General features: G+C 55.7%; 23 protein-coding genes and 1 CRISPR repeat array. Of the genes, 6 read left to right on the top strand and 17 right to left on the bottom strand.

What is annotated here, in order from left to right:
- Window position 1: 1 nt before the first annotated feature.
- Together LKE08_RS11520 and LKE08_RS11525 are read right to left on the bottom strand one after the other, a co-directional pair.
- Window positions 2-202 carry a hypothetical protein gene (locus LKE08_RS11520; RefSeq protein ID WP_324704370.1) on the bottom strand — a complete coding sequence of 67 codons (201 nt, stop codon included), beginning with the start codon at window positions 200-202 and terminating at the stop codon, window positions 2-4.
- Window positions 203-300: 98 nt separating this feature from the next.
- Window positions 301-891: a hypothetical protein gene (locus LKE08_RS11525; RefSeq protein WP_324704371.1), complete on the bottom strand. Its 591-nt coding sequence runs from the start codon at window positions 889-891 to the stop codon at window positions 301-303.
- A 132-nt stretch (window positions 892-1023) separates the two neighbouring features.
- On the opposite strand from LKE08_RS11525, the gene LKE08_RS11530 reads away from it, so the two are divergent.
- Window positions 1024-1344 carry a hypothetical protein gene (locus LKE08_RS11530; protein ID WP_324704372.1) on the top strand — a complete coding sequence of 107 codons (321 nt, stop codon included), beginning with the start codon at window positions 1024-1026 and terminating at the stop codon, window positions 1342-1344.
- 20 nt (window positions 1345-1364) lie between these two features.
- Here the strand turns inward: LKE08_RS11530 and LKE08_RS11535 are convergent, their stop codons facing one another.
- Window positions 1365-1724, bottom strand: a complete 360-nt coding sequence (locus tag LKE08_RS11535; protein ID WP_324704373.1) for an HU family DNA-binding protein — start codon at window positions 1722-1724, stop codon at window positions 1365-1367.
- A gap of 5 nt (window positions 1725-1729) precedes the next feature.
- Here LKE08_RS11535 and LKE08_RS11540 point away from each other — a divergent pair, with 5 nt between their 5' ends.
- The 4 genes from LKE08_RS11540 (at window position 1730) to LKE08_RS11555 (ending at window position 3289) form a co-directional block, all read left to right on the top strand.
- Window positions 1730-1981 (top strand): hypothetical protein, encoded by a 252-nt coding sequence (locus LKE08_RS11540; RefSeq protein ID WP_324704374.1) that lies wholly within the window; start codon window positions 1730-1732, stop codon window positions 1979-1981.
- The gene (locus LKE08_RS11545; protein WP_324704375.1) at window positions 1978-2499 is read left to right on the top strand and encodes a hypothetical protein; all 522 of its coding nucleotides are present in this window, start codon (window positions 1978-1980) and stop codon (window positions 2497-2499) included. Before LKE08_RS11540 ends, LKE08_RS11545 begins: the two co-directional genes overlap by 4 nt.
- Window positions 2500-2655: 156 nt before the next feature.
- Complete coding sequence (locus tag LKE08_RS11550) at window positions 2656-2892, top strand: hypothetical protein (RefSeq protein WP_324704376.1); 237 nt, start codon at window positions 2656-2658, stop codon at window positions 2890-2892.
- 37 nt (window positions 2893-2929) lie between these two features.
- The gene (locus LKE08_RS11555; RefSeq protein ID WP_324704377.1) at window positions 2930-3289 is read left to right on the top strand and encodes a DUF6009 family protein; all 360 of its coding nucleotides are present in this window, start codon (window positions 2930-2932) and stop codon (window positions 3287-3289) included.
- 14 nt (window positions 3290-3303) lie between these two features.
- Here the strand turns inward: LKE08_RS11555 and LKE08_RS11560 are convergent, their stop codons facing one another.
- The 7 genes from LKE08_RS11560 to LKE08_RS11590 all read right to left on the bottom strand — a co-directional run bounded on the left by LKE08_RS11560 (window position 3304) and on the right by LKE08_RS11590 (window position 7593).
- Window positions 3304-3624 (bottom strand): DUF6794 domain-containing protein, encoded by a 321-nt coding sequence (locus tag LKE08_RS11560; protein ID WP_324704378.1) that lies wholly within the window; start codon window positions 3622-3624, stop codon window positions 3304-3306.
- A gap of 226 nt (window positions 3625-3850) precedes the next feature.
- Complete coding sequence (locus LKE08_RS11565) at window positions 3851-4426, bottom strand: hypothetical protein (protein ID WP_324704379.1); 576 nt, start codon at window positions 4424-4426, stop codon at window positions 3851-3853.
- Between the two features lie 26 nt (window positions 4427-4452).
- A complete protein-coding gene (locus tag LKE08_RS11570) occupies window positions 4453-4878 on the bottom strand; it encodes a hypothetical protein (protein ID WP_324704380.1) in 426 nt (141 codons plus the stop codon).
- Between the two features lie 305 nt (window positions 4879-5183).
- Window positions 5184-5405: a hypothetical protein gene (locus LKE08_RS11575; protein ID WP_324704381.1), complete on the bottom strand. Its 222-nt coding sequence runs from the start codon at window positions 5403-5405 to the stop codon at window positions 5184-5186.
- A gap of 43 nt (window positions 5406-5448) precedes the next feature.
- Window positions 5449-6033 carry a hypothetical protein gene (locus LKE08_RS11580; RefSeq protein ID WP_324704382.1) on the bottom strand — a complete coding sequence of 195 codons (585 nt, stop codon included), beginning with the start codon at window positions 6031-6033 and terminating at the stop codon, window positions 5449-5451.
- The gene (locus LKE08_RS11585; RefSeq protein WP_324704383.1) at window positions 6026-6547 is read right to left on the bottom strand and encodes a hypothetical protein; all 522 of its coding nucleotides are present in this window, start codon (window positions 6545-6547) and stop codon (window positions 6026-6028) included. Before LKE08_RS11585 ends, LKE08_RS11580 begins: the two co-directional genes overlap by 8 nt.
- Window positions 6548-6633: 86 nt before the next feature.
- Window positions 6634-7593 (bottom strand): HNH endonuclease, encoded by a 960-nt coding sequence (locus LKE08_RS11590; RefSeq protein WP_324704384.1) that lies wholly within the window; start codon window positions 7591-7593, stop codon window positions 6634-6636.
- A gap of 32 nt (window positions 7594-7625) precedes the next feature.
- On the opposite strand from LKE08_RS11590, the gene LKE08_RS11595 reads away from it, so the two are divergent.
- Window positions 7626-7865 carry a hypothetical protein gene (locus LKE08_RS11595; protein ID WP_324704385.1) on the top strand — a complete coding sequence of 80 codons (240 nt, stop codon included), beginning with the start codon at window positions 7626-7628 and terminating at the stop codon, window positions 7863-7865.
- A gap of 50 nt (window positions 7866-7915) precedes the next feature.
- Here LKE08_RS11595 and LKE08_RS11600 read toward each other — a convergent pair whose 3' ends face one another.
- The 7 genes from LKE08_RS11600 to cas3 all read right to left on the bottom strand — a co-directional run bounded on the left by LKE08_RS11600 (window position 7916) and on the right by cas3 (window position 20705).
- Window positions 7916-10732 (bottom strand): helicase-related protein, encoded by a 2817-nt coding sequence (locus LKE08_RS11600; protein ID WP_324704386.1) that lies wholly within the window; start codon window positions 10730-10732, stop codon window positions 7916-7918.
- A gap of 80 nt (window positions 10733-10812) precedes the next feature.
- Window positions 10813-12426: a CRISPR direct-repeat array (repeat unit 36 nt; unit sequence GTGTTCAACGCCTAATGGCGATCAAAGGATTCTTAC).
- Between the two features lie 271 nt (window positions 12427-12697).
- The gene (gene cas2 / locus LKE08_RS11605; RefSeq protein ID WP_324704387.1) at window positions 12698-12991 is read right to left on the bottom strand and encodes a CRISPR-associated endonuclease Cas2; all 294 of its coding nucleotides are present in this window, start codon (window positions 12989-12991) and stop codon (window positions 12698-12700) included.
- A gap of 12 nt (window positions 12992-13003) precedes the next feature.
- Window positions 13004-14650, bottom strand: a complete 1647-nt coding sequence (locus tag LKE08_RS11610; protein WP_324704388.1) for a type I-MYXAN CRISPR-associated endonuclease Cas4/Cas1 — start codon at window positions 14648-14650, stop codon at window positions 13004-13006.
- Between the two features lie 108 nt (window positions 14651-14758).
- On the bottom strand, window positions 14759-15439 hold the full coding sequence (gene cas5 / locus LKE08_RS11615; protein WP_324704389.1) for a CRISPR-associated protein Cas5: 681 nt from the start codon (window positions 15437-15439) through the stop codon (window positions 14759-14761).
- Window positions 15439-16302, bottom strand: a complete 864-nt coding sequence (gene cas7i, locus LKE08_RS11620) for a type I-B CRISPR-associated protein Cas7/Cst2/DevR (protein ID WP_324704390.1) — start codon at window positions 16300-16302, stop codon at window positions 15439-15441. Before cas7i ends, cas5 begins: the two co-directional genes overlap by 1 nt.
- A 59-nt stretch (window positions 16303-16361) precedes the next feature.
- On the bottom strand, window positions 16362-17864 hold the full coding sequence (gene cas8a1 / locus LKE08_RS11625) for a type I-MYXAN CRISPR-associated Cas8a1/Cmx1 (protein ID WP_324704391.1): 1503 nt from the start codon (window positions 17862-17864) through the stop codon (window positions 16362-16364).
- A gap of 591 nt (window positions 17865-18455) precedes the next feature.
- On the bottom strand, window positions 18456-20705 hold the full coding sequence (cas3, locus tag LKE08_RS11630; protein ID WP_324704392.1) for a CRISPR-associated helicase Cas3': 2250 nt from the start codon (window positions 20703-20705) through the stop codon (window positions 18456-18458).

Raw genomic sequence — 20705 nt, forward strand, 5'->3', positions numbered from 1 at the left:
GTCAGCGGGAATCGCCCCGGCCTTCTTCGATGAGGTCGGCGAGGCGATCGATGACCCGCATCAAGTTTTCCCGCTCCTCGTTGTCCCGGAGCCGGATTTCTTCAATCAGGTGTTGGTTCTGTTTGAGGACGCTCCAGATCAGGTAGATCGCCACGCCCTGAAGTCCGGCGTCCAGCAGCAGTTGAATCGTGATGTCGTCCACGCGATCGCCTCCGCGTCGGTTATAAAAAAATCCCCCGGTGCGGGGGAATCGGTAGAAGGTAGAAGGTAGGAGAAAGCTGGAAGAAAAGGGAGCGCGGATCAGGCGTAGTTTAGGACATCCGCGTAGGTCGGCAGCAGCGGACTCGACAGGTTCGTCTCTAGATTCGCCCGCAGCCGGTATTGTTTGCCCGAAACTTCGCCGCCGGAGATGCGGATCTTCTGGTCGTACTCATCCGCCGTCGCGCTGGTGTCAAAGGTATTCAGGATGATGGCGGCGTCGATGAGTACCTGGAGGGGACTGACGGTGAATGCGGTCTGGAAGAACGGCGAATCGGACAGCAGGGGATTGCCGCTCAGGTCGATGCCCGCCACGCCCAGGTAGCCGTTGGGTCCCGATTCGTCCGGCGCGGTGATGAGGCTCCGGGGGGCGAGGCTGGAGACAATTGCGGTGACGGTGACATCGCAGATCCGCTCGGACTCCCGGATGCTGATGGGGGACACGCGGGAGGTGCCGGCCGGATATTCGTGGGCATCGTTGAGGGCTTTGGCTGCCGATGCCAAACTTACCCAATCCTTGGCGAATTGTTGGTCGCCGCTCACGCCCAAACTGCCGAAGAATTCTGCCGATGGGAGTCCGCTGCCGGCCATCGCCGACGCCACCGCATCTCTCGTTGCTGCTGCAAGGGTCATATCTTACTCCTGAAGCTCGGAAAATTTAAAATCCGCAATCTCGATATTTAATGATTCCGTAAGTTGCGGATTACAGAAATAGGATACACCAAAAAAAGTGAAAATAGAGTAACCGATTTATTTTCCGTTGCCATGCTTCTCTCGCAAATTGTCATCGACACCGAAATTTTGTCCGTCATCTTGACGCTGGCGAGTTTCTTTATGACCGGGACAATTGGACTCGCCACCGTCGTCTTTCGCCTGTCCCAGCATTACAATAAAACCCTAGGTCGGCTGGAAACTCGGATCAAAAATAATAAGCGGGACATCGACGCCTGCTTTCATATGCAGCGCCGTAATCTGTCCATTTTGCAGGTGCAGATTTCACATCTCCAAGGATTCCTCGAAGAGCGGGACGGCTACTCGATTCAGTCCCTCGATTCCCTCTTTGATACCGACAGCGATCGCGGATGAGATAAGTTCCGCCGATTGTTTCACCGCCTGCGGGTCGCCCGCTTCTTCGCCGGGGCTGTCTTAGCCTCGGTTTTTTTGGCTCTGGATTTCTTTTTCGGAGGCGGTGCGGGATTGAGGGCTTCCCGCCACGGGATGGAGGCTTTGAAGTGGGGGTAATACTGCTCCCGGCTCATGCGAAGTTCCTGGGTATTGGCGACGGGAATCGGCCGGGACGGGCGCAGCCGCTTGGTGAAGGTGCCGAAGCCGACCAGCAGCACTTTCTGGTCTTTTTCCACCGTCTCTTTGACGCAGTTGAGGAAGGTATCCACCACCTCCTTCACGTCCCCTTTGTGCATCTGTAGCTTATCCGATACCACATCGATCAGCTCTGATTGGTTCATGGTCGTTGCAATCACTCGACTCCTTTCAGCATATCGCCACCGCCACCGCAATGGTCCGTTTCGACCGCGATCGCACCAGTCCGAACGCCGGAAATGTCGCATCAAAAATGCGCCGCGATCGCCATTTTGTTCTGGGGGAAAAGGTGTCGGCAAATGGAAAAGATGCGGGCGGGCGCGGGTTTATTTGCCGGGGAAAAGGACGGCTGACGCCATCCGCAAGTCGGAAAATTTATCTGGAGCAGAAGGAGGCAAAATGAAAGCGGACATCGACGCGATGTTTCGGTGGGTCGGGTTCGGCAACGGAAGCTGGTACGACTGGGACAGCCAATGCCGGGTCCGGGTGTGGCGGCGGGCGAAGGGAACCGTCGCGGTGATGAGCGACCTGGACGAGGAGGACACCGGCACCAGCGTCACCAACTCGGTGGAGAATGTCATGACCCTGGTGCGGCGGCAGTTCGAGTTGACCGACCCGATTCAATGGGTGGAACACTACCCGAGGCACAACCGCAGGGCGGAACTGGTGCGGCGGCACGGCTGGGAACGGGCGGAACGGATGATGCGGGGAAACTTCCTCTACCGCGAGGAGTTCGCCCTGGTGACGGCAACCTGGGACGGGCGGCGGTACCGTCACCCCGACTGGGAACACCTGTCCGCAGATGAACTGCTGCACCGCCTCGGCATCGCCATCGACCTCGACCTCGACATGGACGGGTGCGATGCCCTGCCCCTGACCGCCGCTCAGGTTAGGGTGGGCGATCGCGTGGTGGAACGCTGAGTTTCCCCTAGAACCAACGGACGGAATGCGGGGGAGGGCGGTGAACCTTTCCCCCAGAACAGATGGAGGACGAGTGCGCGAACTGACCCGCCCCGGTGACAAGCTGACGCGGTGCGGAACGAGGATAATTCCCCTAGAACAAAAGGAGGACCAGTCATGAAATGCCCAGACTGCGACGGACGGAAGTTGATTCACATTCCCGCAGAACCGGGAGTCCATCAGCGCTATGACATCATCTGCCCCACCTGCGACGGAACCGGGGAGCTACCCGACCCATCCGAGTTTCCCGACCACTGCCCCGCCTGCGGTGAACCCATCCGCGCCGGACAACGGTGGTGCGACGTTCACCGGGGCGCCGCCGATATCGAATCGGAACTCGACGGGTTGTTCTAGGGGAGATGAGTTTCAACAGGCGAAGGGAGGGAGCGGGATGATGGTGAGGGCGGACATCGAGCACGAGGTGGCGATTACCTGGCTCGAAGATGTGGAGGCGTATCCCTGGGTTCGGGTGTGGACGGCGACGCTTCCGAGGCGGCGGGGCATCGCGAAATCGCGGGTGGCGGAACTGAAGCGGGGCGGGAACATCCTGGTCGGGTACGCCGACCTCTCCGACGACGCCCCCGAACCGTCCGAAATCCCCAGGGGAGGCCGGCCTTATTTCTTGAGGCGGGTCTTTGTCGTGGAAAAGGGCGACCGCCTGCACGGCGAGTCGGGAACATTCCCAGCCGAAGCCGTCGCAACCCAGACCATCCGGCCCGGAGTCGAGGGGATTCACCCCAGCCAGCGGTGACGGCAATGGTCGGGTCACTCTTGAAGCGATCGCCAAAATTCTTTCAGAATCCGGTCGGACTTGCCGTCGGCATCGAACCCATCCAGCGATTGTGCCAGCGGGCTCTGGCGCCACAGTCCCCAGTTATTCCTGAGCCACAGTCCCAGATCGAAGTGGGCGGTCGCCGCGAATTCGTTCATCGGCATGGCTTTGATTTCGTCCAGGTACTCGGGGTGCAGCATCGCTTTCAGTTTCGCGATCGCTTCCTCCAAGTTCTCGGGGATGCGGATGTCCCCGGTGTCGGGGTCGATGGGGGGGTCGAGGTGGTATTTGTCGGGGTTCTCGGGTTCGCTCATGGTGATGCTCCCGGCTGCGGATTTTTGCCTCCAGCTTATCCCCGCCCGCCCGCGTCCGATGCCGTCGGTTTACAATTCTTATCCGCCCGTCCGGGGCCGACGCGGTTCTGGGAGAGGGGGGATGGAGGTGCGATCGCGCCGAATGCGGGTCGAGCGTGAATCGAACGGCGATCGCGTCCATCATCTCACCGTAAATTCCGCCGTGTAATCGTAGCCCACATCCGTTTCACTCGAATCTCTCCATTTCTCTCAACCGTGCCGCCTGAGCATTTCGGAAGCGCCGCGCCATTTCCGCCGAAGCCGCCTCCCGTTCCTCTTCGGTGAGCGTCTGTTGCCTCATAAGATATTCCACGGTTTCGTCCATCTGGATCTTGAGTGTCAGCCCGAACTTCATCCCCTTTGCCAGGGCGATACTCCCCAGGTTGTCGGGTTCCGGGGGGATGCCGTAGCCCTCCCGCCCTTTCTCGACACCCAGTAGAAACAGGTCTTGCAGCTCCTTCTTCGTCCAGTCGGTCTTCGTCTGCTGAGGAGCAGGCATCCGGTCAGGGTCGAACTCCTCTACAATCTCTCGGCGGTACGCTTCTGCCTCCTCGAAGTTCTCAAAGTAGTAGTCCTGCGGCTGAGACTTTGGCTTTTTCAGACACCACCGCCCGTCTTGGCTCCATCGGCCAATCACTACCTCGGAGCCATTTTCATCCTTGGCATAGGCGTACTTACGTTTGGTTTGAACGACAAACACTTCCTTAATGCTTAAATCCGGGCTCAAGACGAAAAGCGTCTCCCCCCCATTTAATGTTTTCATCTTCTGTTCTCCACAATACTTTGGCTTCATCCTTTCGTGTGGACGGCGATCAACTGCTTCAAATACTCGAAATTTTCCGGCGCCGTCCCCGGTTTGATGTACCGGACGATCAGCCGCGTCTCCAAAATACGGCGCTGCAATCCCCGACGCAATTGCCCGAACCGCAACCCCTTCAGCTCGGCAAGGTAGTCCAGACAGGTGAGGGGGTAGCCGTCGTCTAGGTAATGTGCGATCGCCCACAGCCGCTTTCGACCGTCCACGATTTTTAAGGGTTGCACCTCGCGGCTGTCGAGCCAGAAATCCTTGATGGGAAGCCGCACCAGGATCGATTCGATTAACAGGGAATTGGTGCAGGTGTCCCACGCCTCCGACCGCTCGATGTCGATCTTCGGAATCAGGTCGGCGATCGCGGGCGTCTGCTCGTCGATACGGATTTGAGTTGGATCGAACATTTAACCTCCGGATAATGCGACGCTCACCTTCACGATTCTTTGCAGTTGTTCCGATTCAAAGCTACGGAGCAATCCGATCGAACCGGGCAGGGCGTCGAAGTGTTCGGTTGCCTTTCTGTGGCGACCGCCGCGATCGCTTCGCCAAGGCGGGGGGGTGTCAATTTCCGCGCCTCCGAGGGGAATCTTTCATCTTGATAGTATAAATCTTCCCGTGCGAACGTTTGGGTGTTAAGAAATGATGGCGCATCGACTGAAAGGCGACTGAGGACACAGCCGCCCCCCTCCCCCCGCACGGAGTCATCCGCTCACGGTCGTTTGTCGGCGTCCGCCGCGATTTCCTTGAGGATCGCCAGGGTATCCTCCAGTTGCGCGGCGGTTTCCTTGATGAGATTCCATTGGGTGAAAGTCAGGGTATCAACCTCGCAGCCCAGTTCTTCGACCGACCCGGCGAGGAGTCCCGCCACATTCTGGATGGCGAGGATGGCTTCGGTTTGTTCCACGGTGGATTGTTGCTGGTTCGAGTTCATGGCTGATTGAATGAGGATTTGACAGGGTGCAGCCGCCCGACGGTCATCGGTTCGACCGCTTCGCAATCGAATTCACCCAGTCCCGTAGGAAGGCAAAGTGGGCTTCGTCGATCTTTTCTTCGGGTGAGTGCGGTGGCAGCTCCCGGATGGATTCGGTGATGACCGCCTCGATCGCATCGCAGACGTGGGAGGGCCAGTGGCCGTGCATCCCCCTGGCCGACGCGATTTTGAAATTTCGGAACAGCGCCTCGGGCGGAATGGATGCGACGGCGTAAACCGGAGTCCGGACGTATGCCCCCGTCTGCAGATTTTCGACGGACACGGGTATCTCGACGCAGAGGAATCCTCGCTCGGGGCTTCCGAAGACGGCGCGGCTGTCGTCGGTCTGTTCGACATCGCCCGGAACTGTCCCCGCCCGCATCCCGTAAAACTCCGCCCACTCGCCGACGCGACCGTGCAGGTGCAGTATCGCCCGGACGATCGCCTCCCAGTTCGGCTCCTTTTCCAGGTCGAGTATCGCCCGATCCCAACGCCACAGGATGATGCGGTACTCCCCGCCATCTGCGGGGAAATCGGGTCTGGGGTGGTGGACGTACAGCGGATATCGGTCTTCGGGATTTTCATTCATGTCGCCTTCCCTCCCGCGATCGCGAGTGAAACTTGGGATTCAACATCCCGTCCGCGAATCCGTATTTGAGCAGCGGGAAGTCGAACTTGTAATCGCTGTCCAGGATGGCGTACTGCCGCGCCGCTTCCACCCTTTCCCCCACGAACTTCCGCTCGAAGACGACTCCGAAGTAGGCGGTTCCGCCTCGATTCGTCCAGGTCGGGTCGATGACTTCGCCGCGATCGTTCACCAACCAGGCGTGAATCAACGCCAGCGGCAGGTTTTCGTGGGTGGCGAACCCCTCGCAGTAGTGCCAGTTGGAGTGCAGCAGCAGCCCCTCGTAGCAGTTTTTGTAGCAGGACTTGGGTTCGCCCGGAATCGGCGCCGGATCGACCCGCTTCTCGAACGGGATGCCGTAGGCGAGAATCAGGGATTCATTGCATTTGTATTGGGCATCAAATCTGCTGTTGGCGGTGGTGCAAAACTCCGCGTGTACTTTCAAGTACGACCGCAATTTTTCCATTTTTTCTGACATGATTTGAGGTTTAATTGTCCTTATTTTGTATCCTGTAAAGGATCGGATTTTTAATTGTAATTAATGTCGCTTTCTGAGTGCGACGCTCACGCCGTTTTGTCCGCGAATGCCCGTCGGTGCCAAGCCAGCGCATCCGCCCTCGGGCAATACCGTTCGTTGTTGGGGAGCCAGAGCCGTCGCCCCCGGAACTGTTTCATGGGCGGGGCGTCGGGCGAATCTTCGTGGAGGGTGTCGGCGACTTCGATGGTGTAGTCGTCGTTGATGGTGAACCAGAAGCTATCGAACGCCCAGTGGTGATTCTTGCAGAGGCACAGGCCGTTGTCAATCCGGTCGTCGCCGAATTGGGCGAACGGCATGATGTGCGCCCCATCGACGATATTTTCCGAGCCGTTCAATATCTGCAACCCGCAGAACGCGCAGCGGTAACCGTAGACGTTGATGACCAATCGGCGGAATGCCGCATCTCGGACGATTCCCCGCTGTTCGTCTTCCCCTTCGACTTCTTCGGGGCTGTACACTTTGCCGCCGGTGGCGCGGAGTTGTTCCTGCAAATTTTCAAAGGCATCGATCTCCAGGGAGTGTTCGACCCGTTGTGTCTGCTCTGCAAACCAGGTTTGGATCAGCGCGGATGTCAGTTGAGTTCTCTGTACGGGATCGAGCAGCATGGCGAACAGTTCCGCGTCCAGGTAGGCGTATGCCACCGCCTGCCTCAACGAGCCGACCGCCCTGACCTTGACCTTCGATTTTTTGGACTCGACGAATTCAAAGCCGGGATTGGCCCTGAAATGCCAAAAGCCCTCCGATCGCAGGTGAAAGAAGGGTAGACCAATTTGAGGGTCGCGCTGGATGTCGAGATCCGTCCACAGGTTCAGGAACGTCGCGATCAACTCCGGCGACAGTTCGATGCGGTTGCGTCGGATCTGCCCCCGGCGGATGAGTTCGATGACCGACAGCAGCAGGACGGGTTTGTTGGGAGCCACGCCCCTCGCCCTGTCTACTCTCAAGCGGGAGAACTTGTTGCTGTAGTAGGAAAGGTCTTTAATCATGAGAGGTCACGTCAATCAGGTCAGGTCAACCCGTGAAAGAATACAGATGCACCCGCAACGCCCTCTACACCCACGACTGTTTGGGCCACGACGATCCGATCGCCAGACAGGGGTACTACGTCAAAGCCCACACCGCCGAGGAAGCCTGGGAGAAAATGGCGATCCGCTTTCCCGAGGAGGTGGATGCGGGGTTCACTGTCCAGGAGTGGGAGGGCTTCGATGTGGAAATCGTCGAAGTCGAGCGGGATGATGAGGGCAACATCATCGAGTAGTGTCGGGTGCGGGAGTGCTGTACGAATCACTTCAGTGTACCCCTGCGCGTTCACTCTGGCTTCGAGAGCAGGGCGCTCAAATCGCCGTCGTCCCCTTCCGGTTTCAGGTACAGGGTGCAGATCCGCTCGACTTCATCGGATGGCACCCGGTTGTCATCACACCAGCGCTTGACGCAGCGATCGCCCATCGTTTCCACCCATTCGTAATCGACGTTGGCGGTGGGAGTCTCCGCTTCGCAGGCGATTTCGTTGAAGGTGGCGACAATCTCAGGTTCGGTGACGCGCCCGGTGTCGGGTTCGTAGAACAGTCCGCGATACTTGCCGTCGTGCAAAAGCAGCAGGTACAGCAACGGTTTTTTGCCGGGGTAAGTTTTGGCACTCACCAGGTCGTCCCGCAGCGATTTGGCATAATCCCGGTTGAGTTGCAACTGCGCCGTGTGCCGGTAGTAGGGGGAGATATCGAGGCTGGCCAGCGCGTCCAAATTCATCTTTGCGGATTCGACGGTGACGGATTCGGATGCCATTTCCGCCATGTCTACCAGCTGCGTGACTTCTGTCGTCAGAACGGGCAGGTCGGTGAGCTTCCGAGATTCCCGGTGGCGGGACATCAGATTGTCCCACCGCTTTTGTATTTCGATCAGGTCGTAGTTGAATGGGCTGTTCTTGTGGGTTTTGGGGAGCGTCGGCACGAAGGTGTAGATGTTGATGGTACGGGGGGAATGCCAAAACCGCAACACCCTCCCGGCCCTCTGAATTGGCCCGATGGGCGTCCAGTCGATATCGTAGTTGACCACCACGGATGCGTCCTGCATATTGACGCCGACTCCGTAGGCATCGGTCGAGATGAAGATGTCGTAGTTTGTTAAATCCGAATCCGGATAGTTCTGGACCCTCCCATTGGCGACGGGCGCAAAATCTCGGATGAGCTTTTCGACATCCCTGCTGTCTTTTGTCTCATATTTGCCCTCCTCGACTTTTTCGATGGTTGCGGCGATTTTTGATTTGGGCAACAAGACTTGAAATTGATTGTAGAGGTAATAGACCGTGGCTCTCCTCTCGCAAAAGATGATGATTTTTTCTCCCGCGTCAATTTTCGCTTTGACGATCCTGGATAATGTGACAACCTTGATATCTTCGCGATCGCCGCCAATTTTTTTCAACTCCTCGATGATGGGAGACAAACATTCCTCCCTGTCTCGCCGAGGAAATTTGAAGCTCATTTTTTTGAGGTCGTAGCTGTTCGCACCCCCCGGCGTATCGACGATACATTCTAAAACGCCCCGGAGTGCCAGGGCGGAACTCGCCCAGGCGACCTTCACCAACCGCTCGAAAAAATGCTTGTGGATGGGAGATTTGGTATTGACTTGGAAGTAGCCCGCCGATATCGCTTCGGTCAAATTGTCGGCGAGAACCAGCGGGAAATTGACCGTGTGGAGGATGACTTCGGGAACGTAGCCTTTATTGTCCCCGAACTCGATGTAGGTGCCGCACTCGTCCCGAATGCCGTAGTATTTGGCGACGTGGGGGGTCGTCAGTTGGCTGACGACGGACAGCTTGATGAAGTCGTCGGTATTTTTGACGGCCCAGGCATTCCGGGTTCGGGTTTCGCTATCGAATAAATGTTGAGATTCGGGGCATTTCTCCAGGAAGTAATAAACCCCATCAGAGCGGGTAGAAGCGGTGTGCGGGAGCAAGTGGAGTTGATTGTTGATGTCTTCTATTTCCTTGGCGTAGGGGGAGCCGGTGAGGAGCAGCACTCTCAGGTCGCCCGTTTCGACAAATTTTCGGAGCCTGACAAAAGCCAGTCGCTCCGGCGGGTTTTTCGTCCGGCTGAATAAATCTTGCTTGAAGCGGTTCCTCAATTCGTGGCTTTCGTCGATGACCAACAGCCAGCGCTGTTGCTTGGATTCTTCCAGAATGTCCTCAAAGTCATTGAGGTTGCTGTCCTTCTTCGCGTTCGTTGCGTCGAACATTTGACGGACGAAATAGGTGCAGGGCAGACTCGCCATCCGCATTTCTTTTTCCCAGTTGGGGCGCACAGCTTTGGGTCCGACGACGCACACATTATCGATCGCGTCCTCTTCTTTCAGGTGCAGGGCGACGTGGACGGCGACGACGGTCTTGCCCAGTCCGGTGGATGCCACCAACATCGACCCCCGAAATTCCCGCAGGTGCCGCAGGGTTTGGGCGATCATATTCACCTGGTAGGAGACGGGTTTCTTGGCATAGCGGGTCTGGGGGGGCTGCACGTCCTCGAAAGCCAGCATGGTTTTCAGGTAGATATCCCAGGGGGAGGCGAATTGCAGCCATTTGCGTAGGATATCGAGCAATTCCCGGGTCAAATCCTGGGCACCGGCGAAATACTCGTCAAACTCGCGGACGAGCGCCGCCACCTCGGCGAAATTCGTGATGACGTTGCCTCCCTCTACCTGCTGCATCAGACCTTTCCCGGTCAGGTTGGACGACGTTTGGATTGCCGCCCGTCCGTCGCAGATGTACAGCTTGTTGTGGTGGTCTGTTGCCCTGGCATCGACAATCTCGAACCGGTCGGACTCGATTTTTTGTACCAGGTCGATGACCGCCTGTCGCCTGTCCCGATCCAATCCCGTCCGCAAATCCCGCATGATTTCCTTGACGAGCGCTTCTCTGGCCCGCTTTTCTCCCGGCTCGTCCAATCCGACGAGGAGGTAAGTTTGTTTCTCTTTGGTATAACGACGGATCAGATTCCACCCCTTGATGGTGAAAAATCCCGTGGCGATGCGAATTTGAGATTTGGCTTTCTCCAGCCCCGAAGTGATATACTCCAGGGATTTGCCGGGCTCAAACCAACTGGAACGCCGTTTTCTGGATGTTTTGGGTTCGCTCATTTTTAAATTGGCTCCGTCGATTAAACTTTATCCGTTTGCTTTCAACTGTGATAGAAATCAGATGATTGTCCGAACTCTTTCCGTTCAACGCCTAATGGCGATCAAAGGATTCTTACTCCATCAGCGCCTGACCTCCTTGCGTTCGTATTTGTGTTCAACGCCTAATGGCGATCAAAGGATTCTTACGCCCATTCCCCATCTTTAAAGGTTTGGGGCAAAAAGTGTTCAACGCCTAATGGCGATCAAAGGATTCTTACCTGGAAGGTACTTTGCACCCTTCCGGTTTCCAAATTGTGTTCAACGCCTAATGGCGATCAAAGGATTCTTACGATATCCCCAGATACTCTCCGTCGCGTCATACTTCGTGTTCAACGCCTAATGGCGATCAAAGGATTCTTACGGCGCTGAATCCAGCACAGTCTCGTTTGCCCAAACGTGTTCAACGCCTAATGGCGATCAAAGGATTCTTACCTAATATATCTGGTGTATTCTCAATAGCAGATTCAAGTGTTCAACGCCTAATGGCGATCAAAGGATTCTTACTCGCGTGGAGTGGAAGCGATCGCCCCGAGAACTGTGTGTTCAACGCCTAATGGCGATCAAAGGATTCTTACCTAGGTCGATCCATTCTTGAGGAACTTTGATTGAGATGTGTTCAACGCCTAATGGCGATCAAAGGATTCTTACCAGGGGCGTGGCTACGACGTGAGCATTGAAAACGGATAGTGTTCAACGCCTAATGGCGATCAAAGGATTCTTACCCCTTTTTGATTTAGAACATTGCTCTTATTTTCATGTGTTCAACGCCTAATGGCGATCAAAGGATTCTTACTACTTCCCCCATAGTGTCATGCAGCAGGCGAGGACAGTGTTCAACGCCTAATGGCGATCAAAGGATTCTTACTCCTTTGAAGTTTGCAAAACTGTTCGACCGACCTGGTGTGTTCAACGCCTAATGGCGATCAAAGGATTCTTACCCTCTCCGAGGAGAAGAAAGCCCGCCGTATCTACACGTGTTCAACGCCTAATGGCGATCAAAGGATTCTTACTATTAGGATTTGTCGAGTCATTGACACTTTCAATTTGTGTTCAACGCCTAATGGCGATCAAAGGATTCTTACGTCCTTTACATCTACCAATATAGGGTATGTCATCTGTGTTCAACGCCTAATGGCGATCAAAGGATTCTTACAACCTCCCGGGCTAGGGGAGGTGTGTGGTCTATTCGTGTTCAACGCCTAATGGCGATCAAAGGATTCTTACACGTTTGAGGCAACATACATAGCGTGACATACTACAAGTGTTCAACGCCTAATGGCGATCAAAGGATTCTTACCTTTCAGAGAATTGGCAGATCCCCGATCACGGAACGTGTTCAACGCCTAATGGCGATCAAAGGATTCTTACCGGGCCATGCCGCCAGGGATCGACAACATCCACCTGGGGTGTTCAACGCCTAATGGCGATCAAAGGATTCTTACATTTGCCGGATTCGGCACCTACGACGGTTACGGCGGGTGTTCAACGCCTAATGGCGATCAAAGGATTCTTACTCGCCGCCCTTGACGCGGAAGACCCCCGGCAGACGGTGTTCAACGCCTAATGGCGATCAAAGGATTCTTACTCGCTCTGGGAAGGTAAAAATCGTAATCAAATTTGTGTTCAACGCCTAATGGCGATCAAAGGATTCTTACGCCGCGGTCTGAAGTGACCTCCAGCGACAGCTTCTCCATCAATTTTACAAGGTACTCGCCACCCAACGGCGATCGCGGAAAAAACTGTCGGTCGATGCGGGTCGGGCAATCTCCGAAAGCTTTGTAGCCGGAGGGTTTCGGGGTTTGACAGGCACTAATCCGCACTTTCGTCGGCCGAAAATGCCTGCCAGGTATGGCGTTCGGCGGTTTTCGGGGCATTTGAGGAGCCGACGTCGGGAGGATCGCGAAAGTCATGCGACAGTCCGACGCCCTACAAGAGTCGGTACGGCAATTCATCCAATGCCCACACTTCGGGGCGGTTGTATTGCGGCAGTTCTCGGACGCATTGGGCGGACAGGCGGATCAGTAGCAGATCGTCTTCCGATGCCAAAATCGATTCGAGCTGCCAGCGCATCTTTTCTCGTTCCCTCGGATTCAACCAGCAGCGGAACATCGAATATTGCAGGCGGGTTCCGTAACCCTGCAAAAGTTGGTAGGCTTTGCGCCAGCGTTTGGGGGAGCGGATGTCGTAGGCGACGATGTACCAGTGGTGCAATTCGGCCATTGTTGCCACCCCCTAGCGGATCGTCAGACGCGCAAAAACGTCGCTTTCGCCGGACCACTCCTTTTCCAGCAGGCGCACTTCCAATTCGAGGAGGCGGCGGTAGGTCAGGGAATATTGGAGGACGGGGTGCTTCCAGCTTTCCGCCTTGCGCCGCTCGTAAATTTCCACGAACTTGCGCCGCCCGCGATCGCTCAACCACACGCGGTTGTCGCAGAGGTCGAAGTCCGTCGTCGCGTCCCACTGGCCGCGGTTGACCGATGCCAGGACGGGCATATCCACCAGCAGGACACGAAAAATTTCCATCAAATCCAGAGCCAGGGGCGATGCCTGCGTCCGGGGCCGGTGGTAAAATCCCAGCGACGGTTCCAAACCGACGGACAGGATCGCCTGGGTCACATCTTTGAGCAGCAAGGCGTAGCCGAAACTCAGGAGGGCGTTGAACCGATCTTTGGGCGGACGGCGGTTGCGGTTCTCGAATTGCAGCAGCGGGGCGTCCGGCGACACCAACCGCGACAATCCCGAAAAATAGAGGGCGGCCAGATTGCCTTCCATTCCCAACAGCGTCTCCGGGGAAGAGGCGGAGCCGACGTTCGCCAACTGCACTTTCATCTGGCGCACGACCGATTCCAAGGGTTCCGACTTCACTTTCAAACCGCGCTTGCCCCGCATCAAAAATTGGCGCTGCCCCCGACCCCGGCAGGCGACCAACCGCTTCGCGAGTTCCAGGCACATGGCGCGATCGCCCAAAGCTTCGTACTGTCGCCGTCGTCGCTGGATGCTGCCGCGCCGAAAGTCCAGGCTTCCGACGTAGCGGCCGCCACCGGAAATCCAGTGAATGCCCACGTCCTGAGCCTGACAGAGGTGCAGCGCCTGGGTGGAAATTTGGGAAAAGCCGTGCAGAACGACCTGGCTCACCTGGCGGACGGCGACCAATTCGACGGAGCGATCGCGTTTCGTTACCTTCAACCGTTCGCCGGTGCGCCCGACCCGAGAGCCCGATTCGAGGACGTGCAGCACTTGGCGGTCATCGTCGGCGGGAAACAACCGTTGGGGCCGTCGGTCGGCATCGGCGACAAACCGCGTCTCCTCGGGCAGGCAAACGGGGGAGAGGGAACAGTTCTGGCAGAGCTTTTCGTTGTCCGCCACCGGGGGGCGCTCCGACGATTCCCGCAGCGATCGCGCCCGTTCGACAGCCCCCTCGACCGCTTTTCGGGCTTCGCCGTCGAAGGGAACTTTCACCAGGGTGTTGTCCCCGTGGTAGCGAATCCGACCTTCCCGGATCGGTCGCTCGGAGACGGTTTCCAACAGGCAGCAGTAGGCGAGAATCTGGAGGCGATCGCTCTCCCAGGCTCGGGGTTGCTTCCGCTCGTCCCGGCACGACCGGCCCTTTTTGTGTTCGTAGGGGATCAGTTCTCCGCTTCGCAGGCGCAGGGCATCGACGCGGCCGCGCAGCCCCAGAGTTTCGTCGGCGACGAACAGATCCTCCCATTCCCCATCTTCGAGCCGTTCGAGTTCGGCGTGGAGGCGCCGCCCTTCAAAGACGGAGCGGTTTTGGACGTAAAGTTCTTCGACTTCTTCGAGGTAAAATAATCGCGGACAGTAAGCCATCGCGTGGAGGGCGCAGACCCGGAGCGTGTCGGAATTGTCGAATCCGTGCATTTTGCTTTCCTCAATTGTTATCGCGGGCGACGGATACGAGCATAAAAAAACAACCCCGAAGCCAGAGTTCGGAGTTGAAAATTTAGAAAAAATGAATGGGGGATAAAATTATCGGTATTTCTTTCGCTGTTTTGATGATGCTTTCGTCGGGGCGACGGGGGCGACGATGGGAACCCAAGACTGTGGGACAAATTCGGCTCCCGATTCAGCCAGGGTAAAGCGCTGAAATATTCCCCGCGTCGTCTGGCGATCGATCCAAACTGGCAAACCGATCAAGCCCCGAGAGTCGCGCACCAACCAGCGCACCGAACCGTCCGCTTCTCGATAGTACCGCACTCCGTTGACCATCGCCCAAGACTCCCCCAAACTCAATCCGCCAAAGCGAGAAATATTCTCGGGATTTGCCAGGGCAATATCGACGCGATCGCCCAACGTCACCGGCGCACTTTCCTCCTCCGAATCAATGCGGATTGCCAGCCGCACGTCCGTCAATATTTCTTGAAAATTCGGCTTGGAAAACTTCGCCGTGCTGTAAACCCCCTGGTGCTGCTTGCTAAATTTATGATGGCGCTGTTTGCGAAGAATGCGCGAAATCGGCACGTCATCACCGATCATGCCGATCGCCAACTTGACGCCGAGATGAGCGTTCAGATCTTCCTCGCCCACCAGCGACAAGAGCAAGCCGTAAACCGTCGAAGGGGGCGGATAGCGATAGGTTTCCTTATAATCCCGCGCAAAACTGCGGGGGAAACTCGTGCAGGGACAGTCCAGATACAGCCAATTGTCCATCAAGCGAAAACCCCCACTTGACTCAGTTGCTCTTTTGCCTGGTCTTTCGCCTGTTTCACGCCCTCGAAAACTCGAACGCCAAGCCCTTTCAAATTTTGACCGTAAGGCGTTTTGGCAATTTTCCCACCGACAAACAACTCGTTTGCGGGAATATCTTCCGCCTGAATCAACCGCTCCAATTCGGGACAGCCGACTTCTTCACCCATGCGTTTGAAACAGCCCATAATCCAAGGACTCGGATCGGAAGTGACGCGGAGGATAATCGATTCGGGACGAAACTCGAATAGGAAACGGGAGTGGTTGCCCCCCACGTGGCGAATTCCAACCAGCGCGTCGAGCAACAACGAGGCGCGTTCCGGCTTTTTCAAATGTTCGGGAGTCAGGGCGATCGTGTATTGATAGGCGGTCAGGTGCATTTGAGTTTGGTGAATTGAAGTTTTACCTTTTTCACCCCCTTTCGACCCAAAAGCAACGTCACCCCAGTACGGATCGAGACTGACGGCGCGACACACTTCCAAACCGCCCCGCCGTTTGACGGTCGCGTTTTTATTGTCCTTATCTTTTTTGGCATCCATGTAGCCAAAAAGGTCGTCGTCGATGAATCGATCGGCGCTGCACGTCTCGTCTTTGAACTCGTACTTGTCGCGATCGGGGTCGAACGTGCGGTTGATTTCATCGGAATGGTGATGTTGGAAATATTCTCGCATCGCCCAACGAATTGCATCCGCGCTCACCGTCGTATATTGGTCGTTTCCCCGCGTAATCGTTTGCAGGGTGGCAAGGGTACTGCCATCACCTTCACCGCGATTGTTGGCGGCGACGGCCGTGGGGGTGACGATGGTTGCAAAAAGATGAATTGACATGGAAAACTCCTTGATTTTTTGCGAAATTAAAGCTTGAAAATTGATCGGGGCGGGGTTGGTTAATCTCCGAGGAGATTCATCTCAAATCCCTCCGAGTCGGACTCGGCTTCACCCGCAGTTTCTCCCGATTCCGATTCCTCCGAAGCGTCTGGAGACTTCTTCTTGTAGGTGGCGATCGCCAGCAATGCCAAATCCCGAGCTTGTCGCCAGTTGCCATCGCTGTGAATCCAACGGGCAATTTCAAGTCCTTGACCTTTGGCGGCGTTGCTCCGAAATCGAGATAGAAACTCGACGAGCGCGGCGGAAAACTGTTGTTTGGTGCTGGGACGCTGCAATCGATAAATTGCCTTATCCGTCACTTGTTCGTAATCCAACAGCCGTCCCTGAGCCTTGGCTCGTAAAATTTCCTCGCGCAGCAAAGTTCTAAATGCGCCTTGTACGGCTTCAAATAAAACTTTTTCATTTTCGGTCAAACTGTCTGTCATGGTAACTAATCCTTCGCGATCGGCTTTGTAGATGTTCTCGGACTTCTGGAACTCAAAAAATCCGCAGTACCAAGGCCGATCTGAAATCAAGTTTTCAGCCAGCCACGGCAAAACCTTTGACGTTGCCAACCAGGTTCGTTGGGTTTCGGTATCGGTAACTTGAACCCGGGGAGGAAATAAAGCCCGCGCCCTCTGGTAGAGTTTTAAGATGTCGGGCTGGGCGCGAATGCGATAAACGGCTTGTTTGAGGTAAGGTTGGTTTCCGTCCCAAACTTGCTTGCCCAGTTGATAGACTTCGCAATATTGGACGCCCATCTGCTGGGCATTGTCGCCAACTTTATCCTCTAGTAAAAACCGCAAACCCGCTTCTCCCGCACCTGTGGCTCGAAATTGTTCGTAAGGTTGTCCCGAGAGATTCCGTCGCCTCCTCACCCACTCGATGAGATGGGTCACTTCCGGAATGGCGAGTGCGGAACGCAATCCCGGCCCGGGTAGTTTGTAGTAGCCACAGGCGAGGGGCAAAAACAGTAAGGCGACGAAACCCGACGGAGATTCTTGATAGGGTCCGCTGATAAAGCATTCGACTAAGCCCGGGAGGTGATGACCTTTCAGGGAAATTGCCGATTTGAATTTCCCCTTGCTGGTAAATGCTTCTTTGAAATCGCGGGTGTAGTAACAGTCGAGGACGGGTCGAAACTCCAGAGTGATTTCCGGTTGTCCGTCTTCGACCAGAAATCGAAGTGGGCGGGTCGTTTTGTCGAGCGATCGCTGTTGGCTGTGTTGAAGTAGCGTTGAGGTAACGCCCTGGGTAAAGGTATAGCGACCTTGGGAATCGAGGTTGAGTGCGGGAACGTTTAGATAGCCGTTTTCGAGTTGGTAGGTACTGCCAAGCAACCAAGTGACGGCATCGCGATCGCTCCCTTCCCAAGACAACCGAACTTCATCTTCGGTCACTTGCCAACTCAACGGCGCGTCGTCGGGAGACAGTGCATCTAAGGCGAGGGCCAATCCGGCTATTCCGGCCCGATGCGGTAGCAGCGTGTTGGGGTCAAAGATTGAAAGAGTTAATTTGGGCATGAAGGGCTAGTCCTTATTGTTCAAAATACACTCTCCAATAGTCCCGTCGTTGGTGAGTGTAAGCGTACTCAACGGTGACCGTTCCACCCTCAAACCCGAGGATTTGATATGGTTTCCCTCGGCGTTTGTAGCTACTCAAGGTACTCGATGACACACTCAAGCGTTTGAGAACAGTGCTTGTATCTAAAGCAAGGGGTTTCCGCGAAGCTTTACTCCGCAACTCCGTGAGTTCGCTGGCGACGCTATCGAAAAGGGTTAACTGTTGAAGGCTCATCTTTGTTTCCTCGTGGTGTGGGAAATATTAATCGCTACCGTAACACGGCTGTCGAAAAAAACAAGCGTTAGGTTCCAATAGCCACATCATCAATTTTTGCCGCCGACATACAGTCGTCACCCACACCACAAGGCGCACCGACCATTGTAGCCAGTGCGCCTTGCAAACTAGCGCCTTTTGGCGATCTACGATCGACTCGGTTACTCCAAGGAGCCAAGAGCCAGTGTCCAACGCTTGCAAGAGCGCGTCGCGTCCAACGCTCTGAGTAGCGATCGAAGGATTGAGGGAACATGAAGGATGTCCCCTCACTTAGCATATTAAGATATTTCATCAGGCTTGTAGGCTCCTTTTGTCGAACAGTACCGCCATTCTGCCGAGGGGGCGATGGGATAGCCCTTGAACCGCGCCCATCGGCTCACTTGCTTGGTCGGTGTTACCAATGGGACGGTATAAAGATTGAGTCGGGTTCGATCCTGCTGGAACTGCTCTCGGTTTTGTTCGAGTAAAGCCGTCACGGTAACGCCTTCCTGTCGTAAGTTGCCGGGATAGGTTCGCCATTCTCCATCGAGCCAGACCGAATCGCACTCGGGTTTTAGGGGACTTTCCTGTTGTTCGAGCCAGTTAGCCAGATCGGCCTGACTGACATCGCCCGAAAATGCCCGCACCATTTCCCGACCCCGATCGCGTTGAAATTTGCCGTAGGGAAAACGTTTGGTATCCGGATAAAACAGGGCATCCAGCGGACGACCGCAATAGCGGCGGTTCAACCGCCCCAACCGCTGAATCAAACCCGCAGGGTCGGCAATTTGCGACAGGAGCAAGGTAGCGGACAAATCGAGCGACATCTCCGCGACCTGGGTGGCGACCGCCAAAATGGGTTCGGCGCGATCGGGCTTGAACGCATCCACCACGTCCCGATGATGCCGAACTCGGTCTTCGTAGCGAAAGCGGCTGTGATACAGCAGTGCCTTTAATCCGCGTCCTCGCGCCTCTTCATAGACTTTGACCGCCGTATCGACCTGGTTGCAAACCCACAGAACCTTACCCCCCGCCGTCAGTTCGGCTTCCACTCGCTCCCAGTTCGGTTCGTCCGCGTACTGAAATCGATATCGGGGTTGGGTTTCCAACTCTTTCGGCCCTTCGACAATTTTCAGCGGTTCTCCCACCGCCTGCCGGATCGCCTCTAACTGAGATGGTAAAAACGATGCGGACATCAGCAAGACCGGAGCTTTCACTGTTTCGAGAAACCGCAGCAGCGCCCCAAACAGCCTGTTGTCATAGCAGTGAACTTCGTCGAAGACAAAGGCGGCATTGGCGATCGCCGGAAAGGTGTACATCGGACGGCGATGGCATTGCATCAACCCCAAAACGGTATCGACCGTGCAAACTGTAGCCTGGGCGGCGTATTCTTTAAACGATCGCAACTTCATCGCCGCTTCGTTGATCGTTCCATCCCCGACTTCTTCTTCTTCTCCAGTCCTCGCCAGTTCTAAGTCCACATCGGCTCGGGAGTGACTTAAAACCGACTTCAACTCGTCCTGCACATAGTCGAGAAACCCTTCCGTGCTGGTCCCCGTGGTAGGGTAGCAGAAAAACAATTTGCGTCCGACGGCGTGGCGTTTCGCCCAGTAGTAAGCCCCGACGGTTTTTCCCGTACCGCATCCGGCCCGAGCCAATCCGACTCGTTCCGTGATGTTGCCGAGATCCCGCTGAAACTGCCGTGGTTTGCTGCCCTGCAAGCGCGACCGAATCACGCGGTTCAGGTCGCCTTCAGCCAGGGTGCAGTTGAGGGCATCTCTGACCCATCGATCGAGGTCGATATCGCCACCGGCACTCGCCGAACCGATCGAATCTCCCGCCACGAGCAAGGCTTTTAATAAGGCTGTCAATACGGGGGCAGGTTCCCACTTTAAAAAGCCATCCCGCAAAATTTCTGTCCGTTGATCCTTCAGACGAGAAAGCGACCATTCCAAAGCGGGCTTTCGAGACAGTTTGAGTTGGGCGGGACAGCCCATTTGACACACCCCAAATTTCAGCAAACTTTTGAAGTCGCAATGGTCGAAATAAAATCGAATGCGATCGTCGCCACAGCCCCAGCGAATTTCGCCGAGATCGTTGGTTTTCGCACCTCCTTTCCCCCCCAACTTGAGATGATGACCTCCCGCAACTGCCAGAGCTGTCATAAAATCGCCGTCGGCTTGCTGCAACCATTCTCGGAATTCCCAAACCAAGAACATTGAGAAAATTTCATGGCGTACCAGTTGGGGATTGACTTTGGGATTGCGTTTGGGTTTCGCTCCGGGCATATCCTTGCGGACAACCCCCTGAAAGTGGTTGTTGGCTTTTCCCCAGTCATGGAAATAAGCGGTCAATCGGGCGGTTTTCATAAATTCGTCGAGACTGCATTCGAGCTGGAATTGCTCGATGAGGCGATCGCCCAGAATGTCTGCCAGCAGCGTTACCGCATTGACCACATCAGCCGTATGGCCGACGAGGCCGTAAGAAGCCTTCCATTTTTGGTCGAAGGATTTCGCCAGCAGGCGATCGGGTTTCAGTTCGGATTTCAT

Source organism: Lyngbya sp. CCY1209 (assembly GCF_035615495.1).
Taxonomy (GTDB): Bacteria; Cyanobacteriota; Cyanobacteriia; order Cyanobacteriales; family Microcoleaceae; genus Limnospira.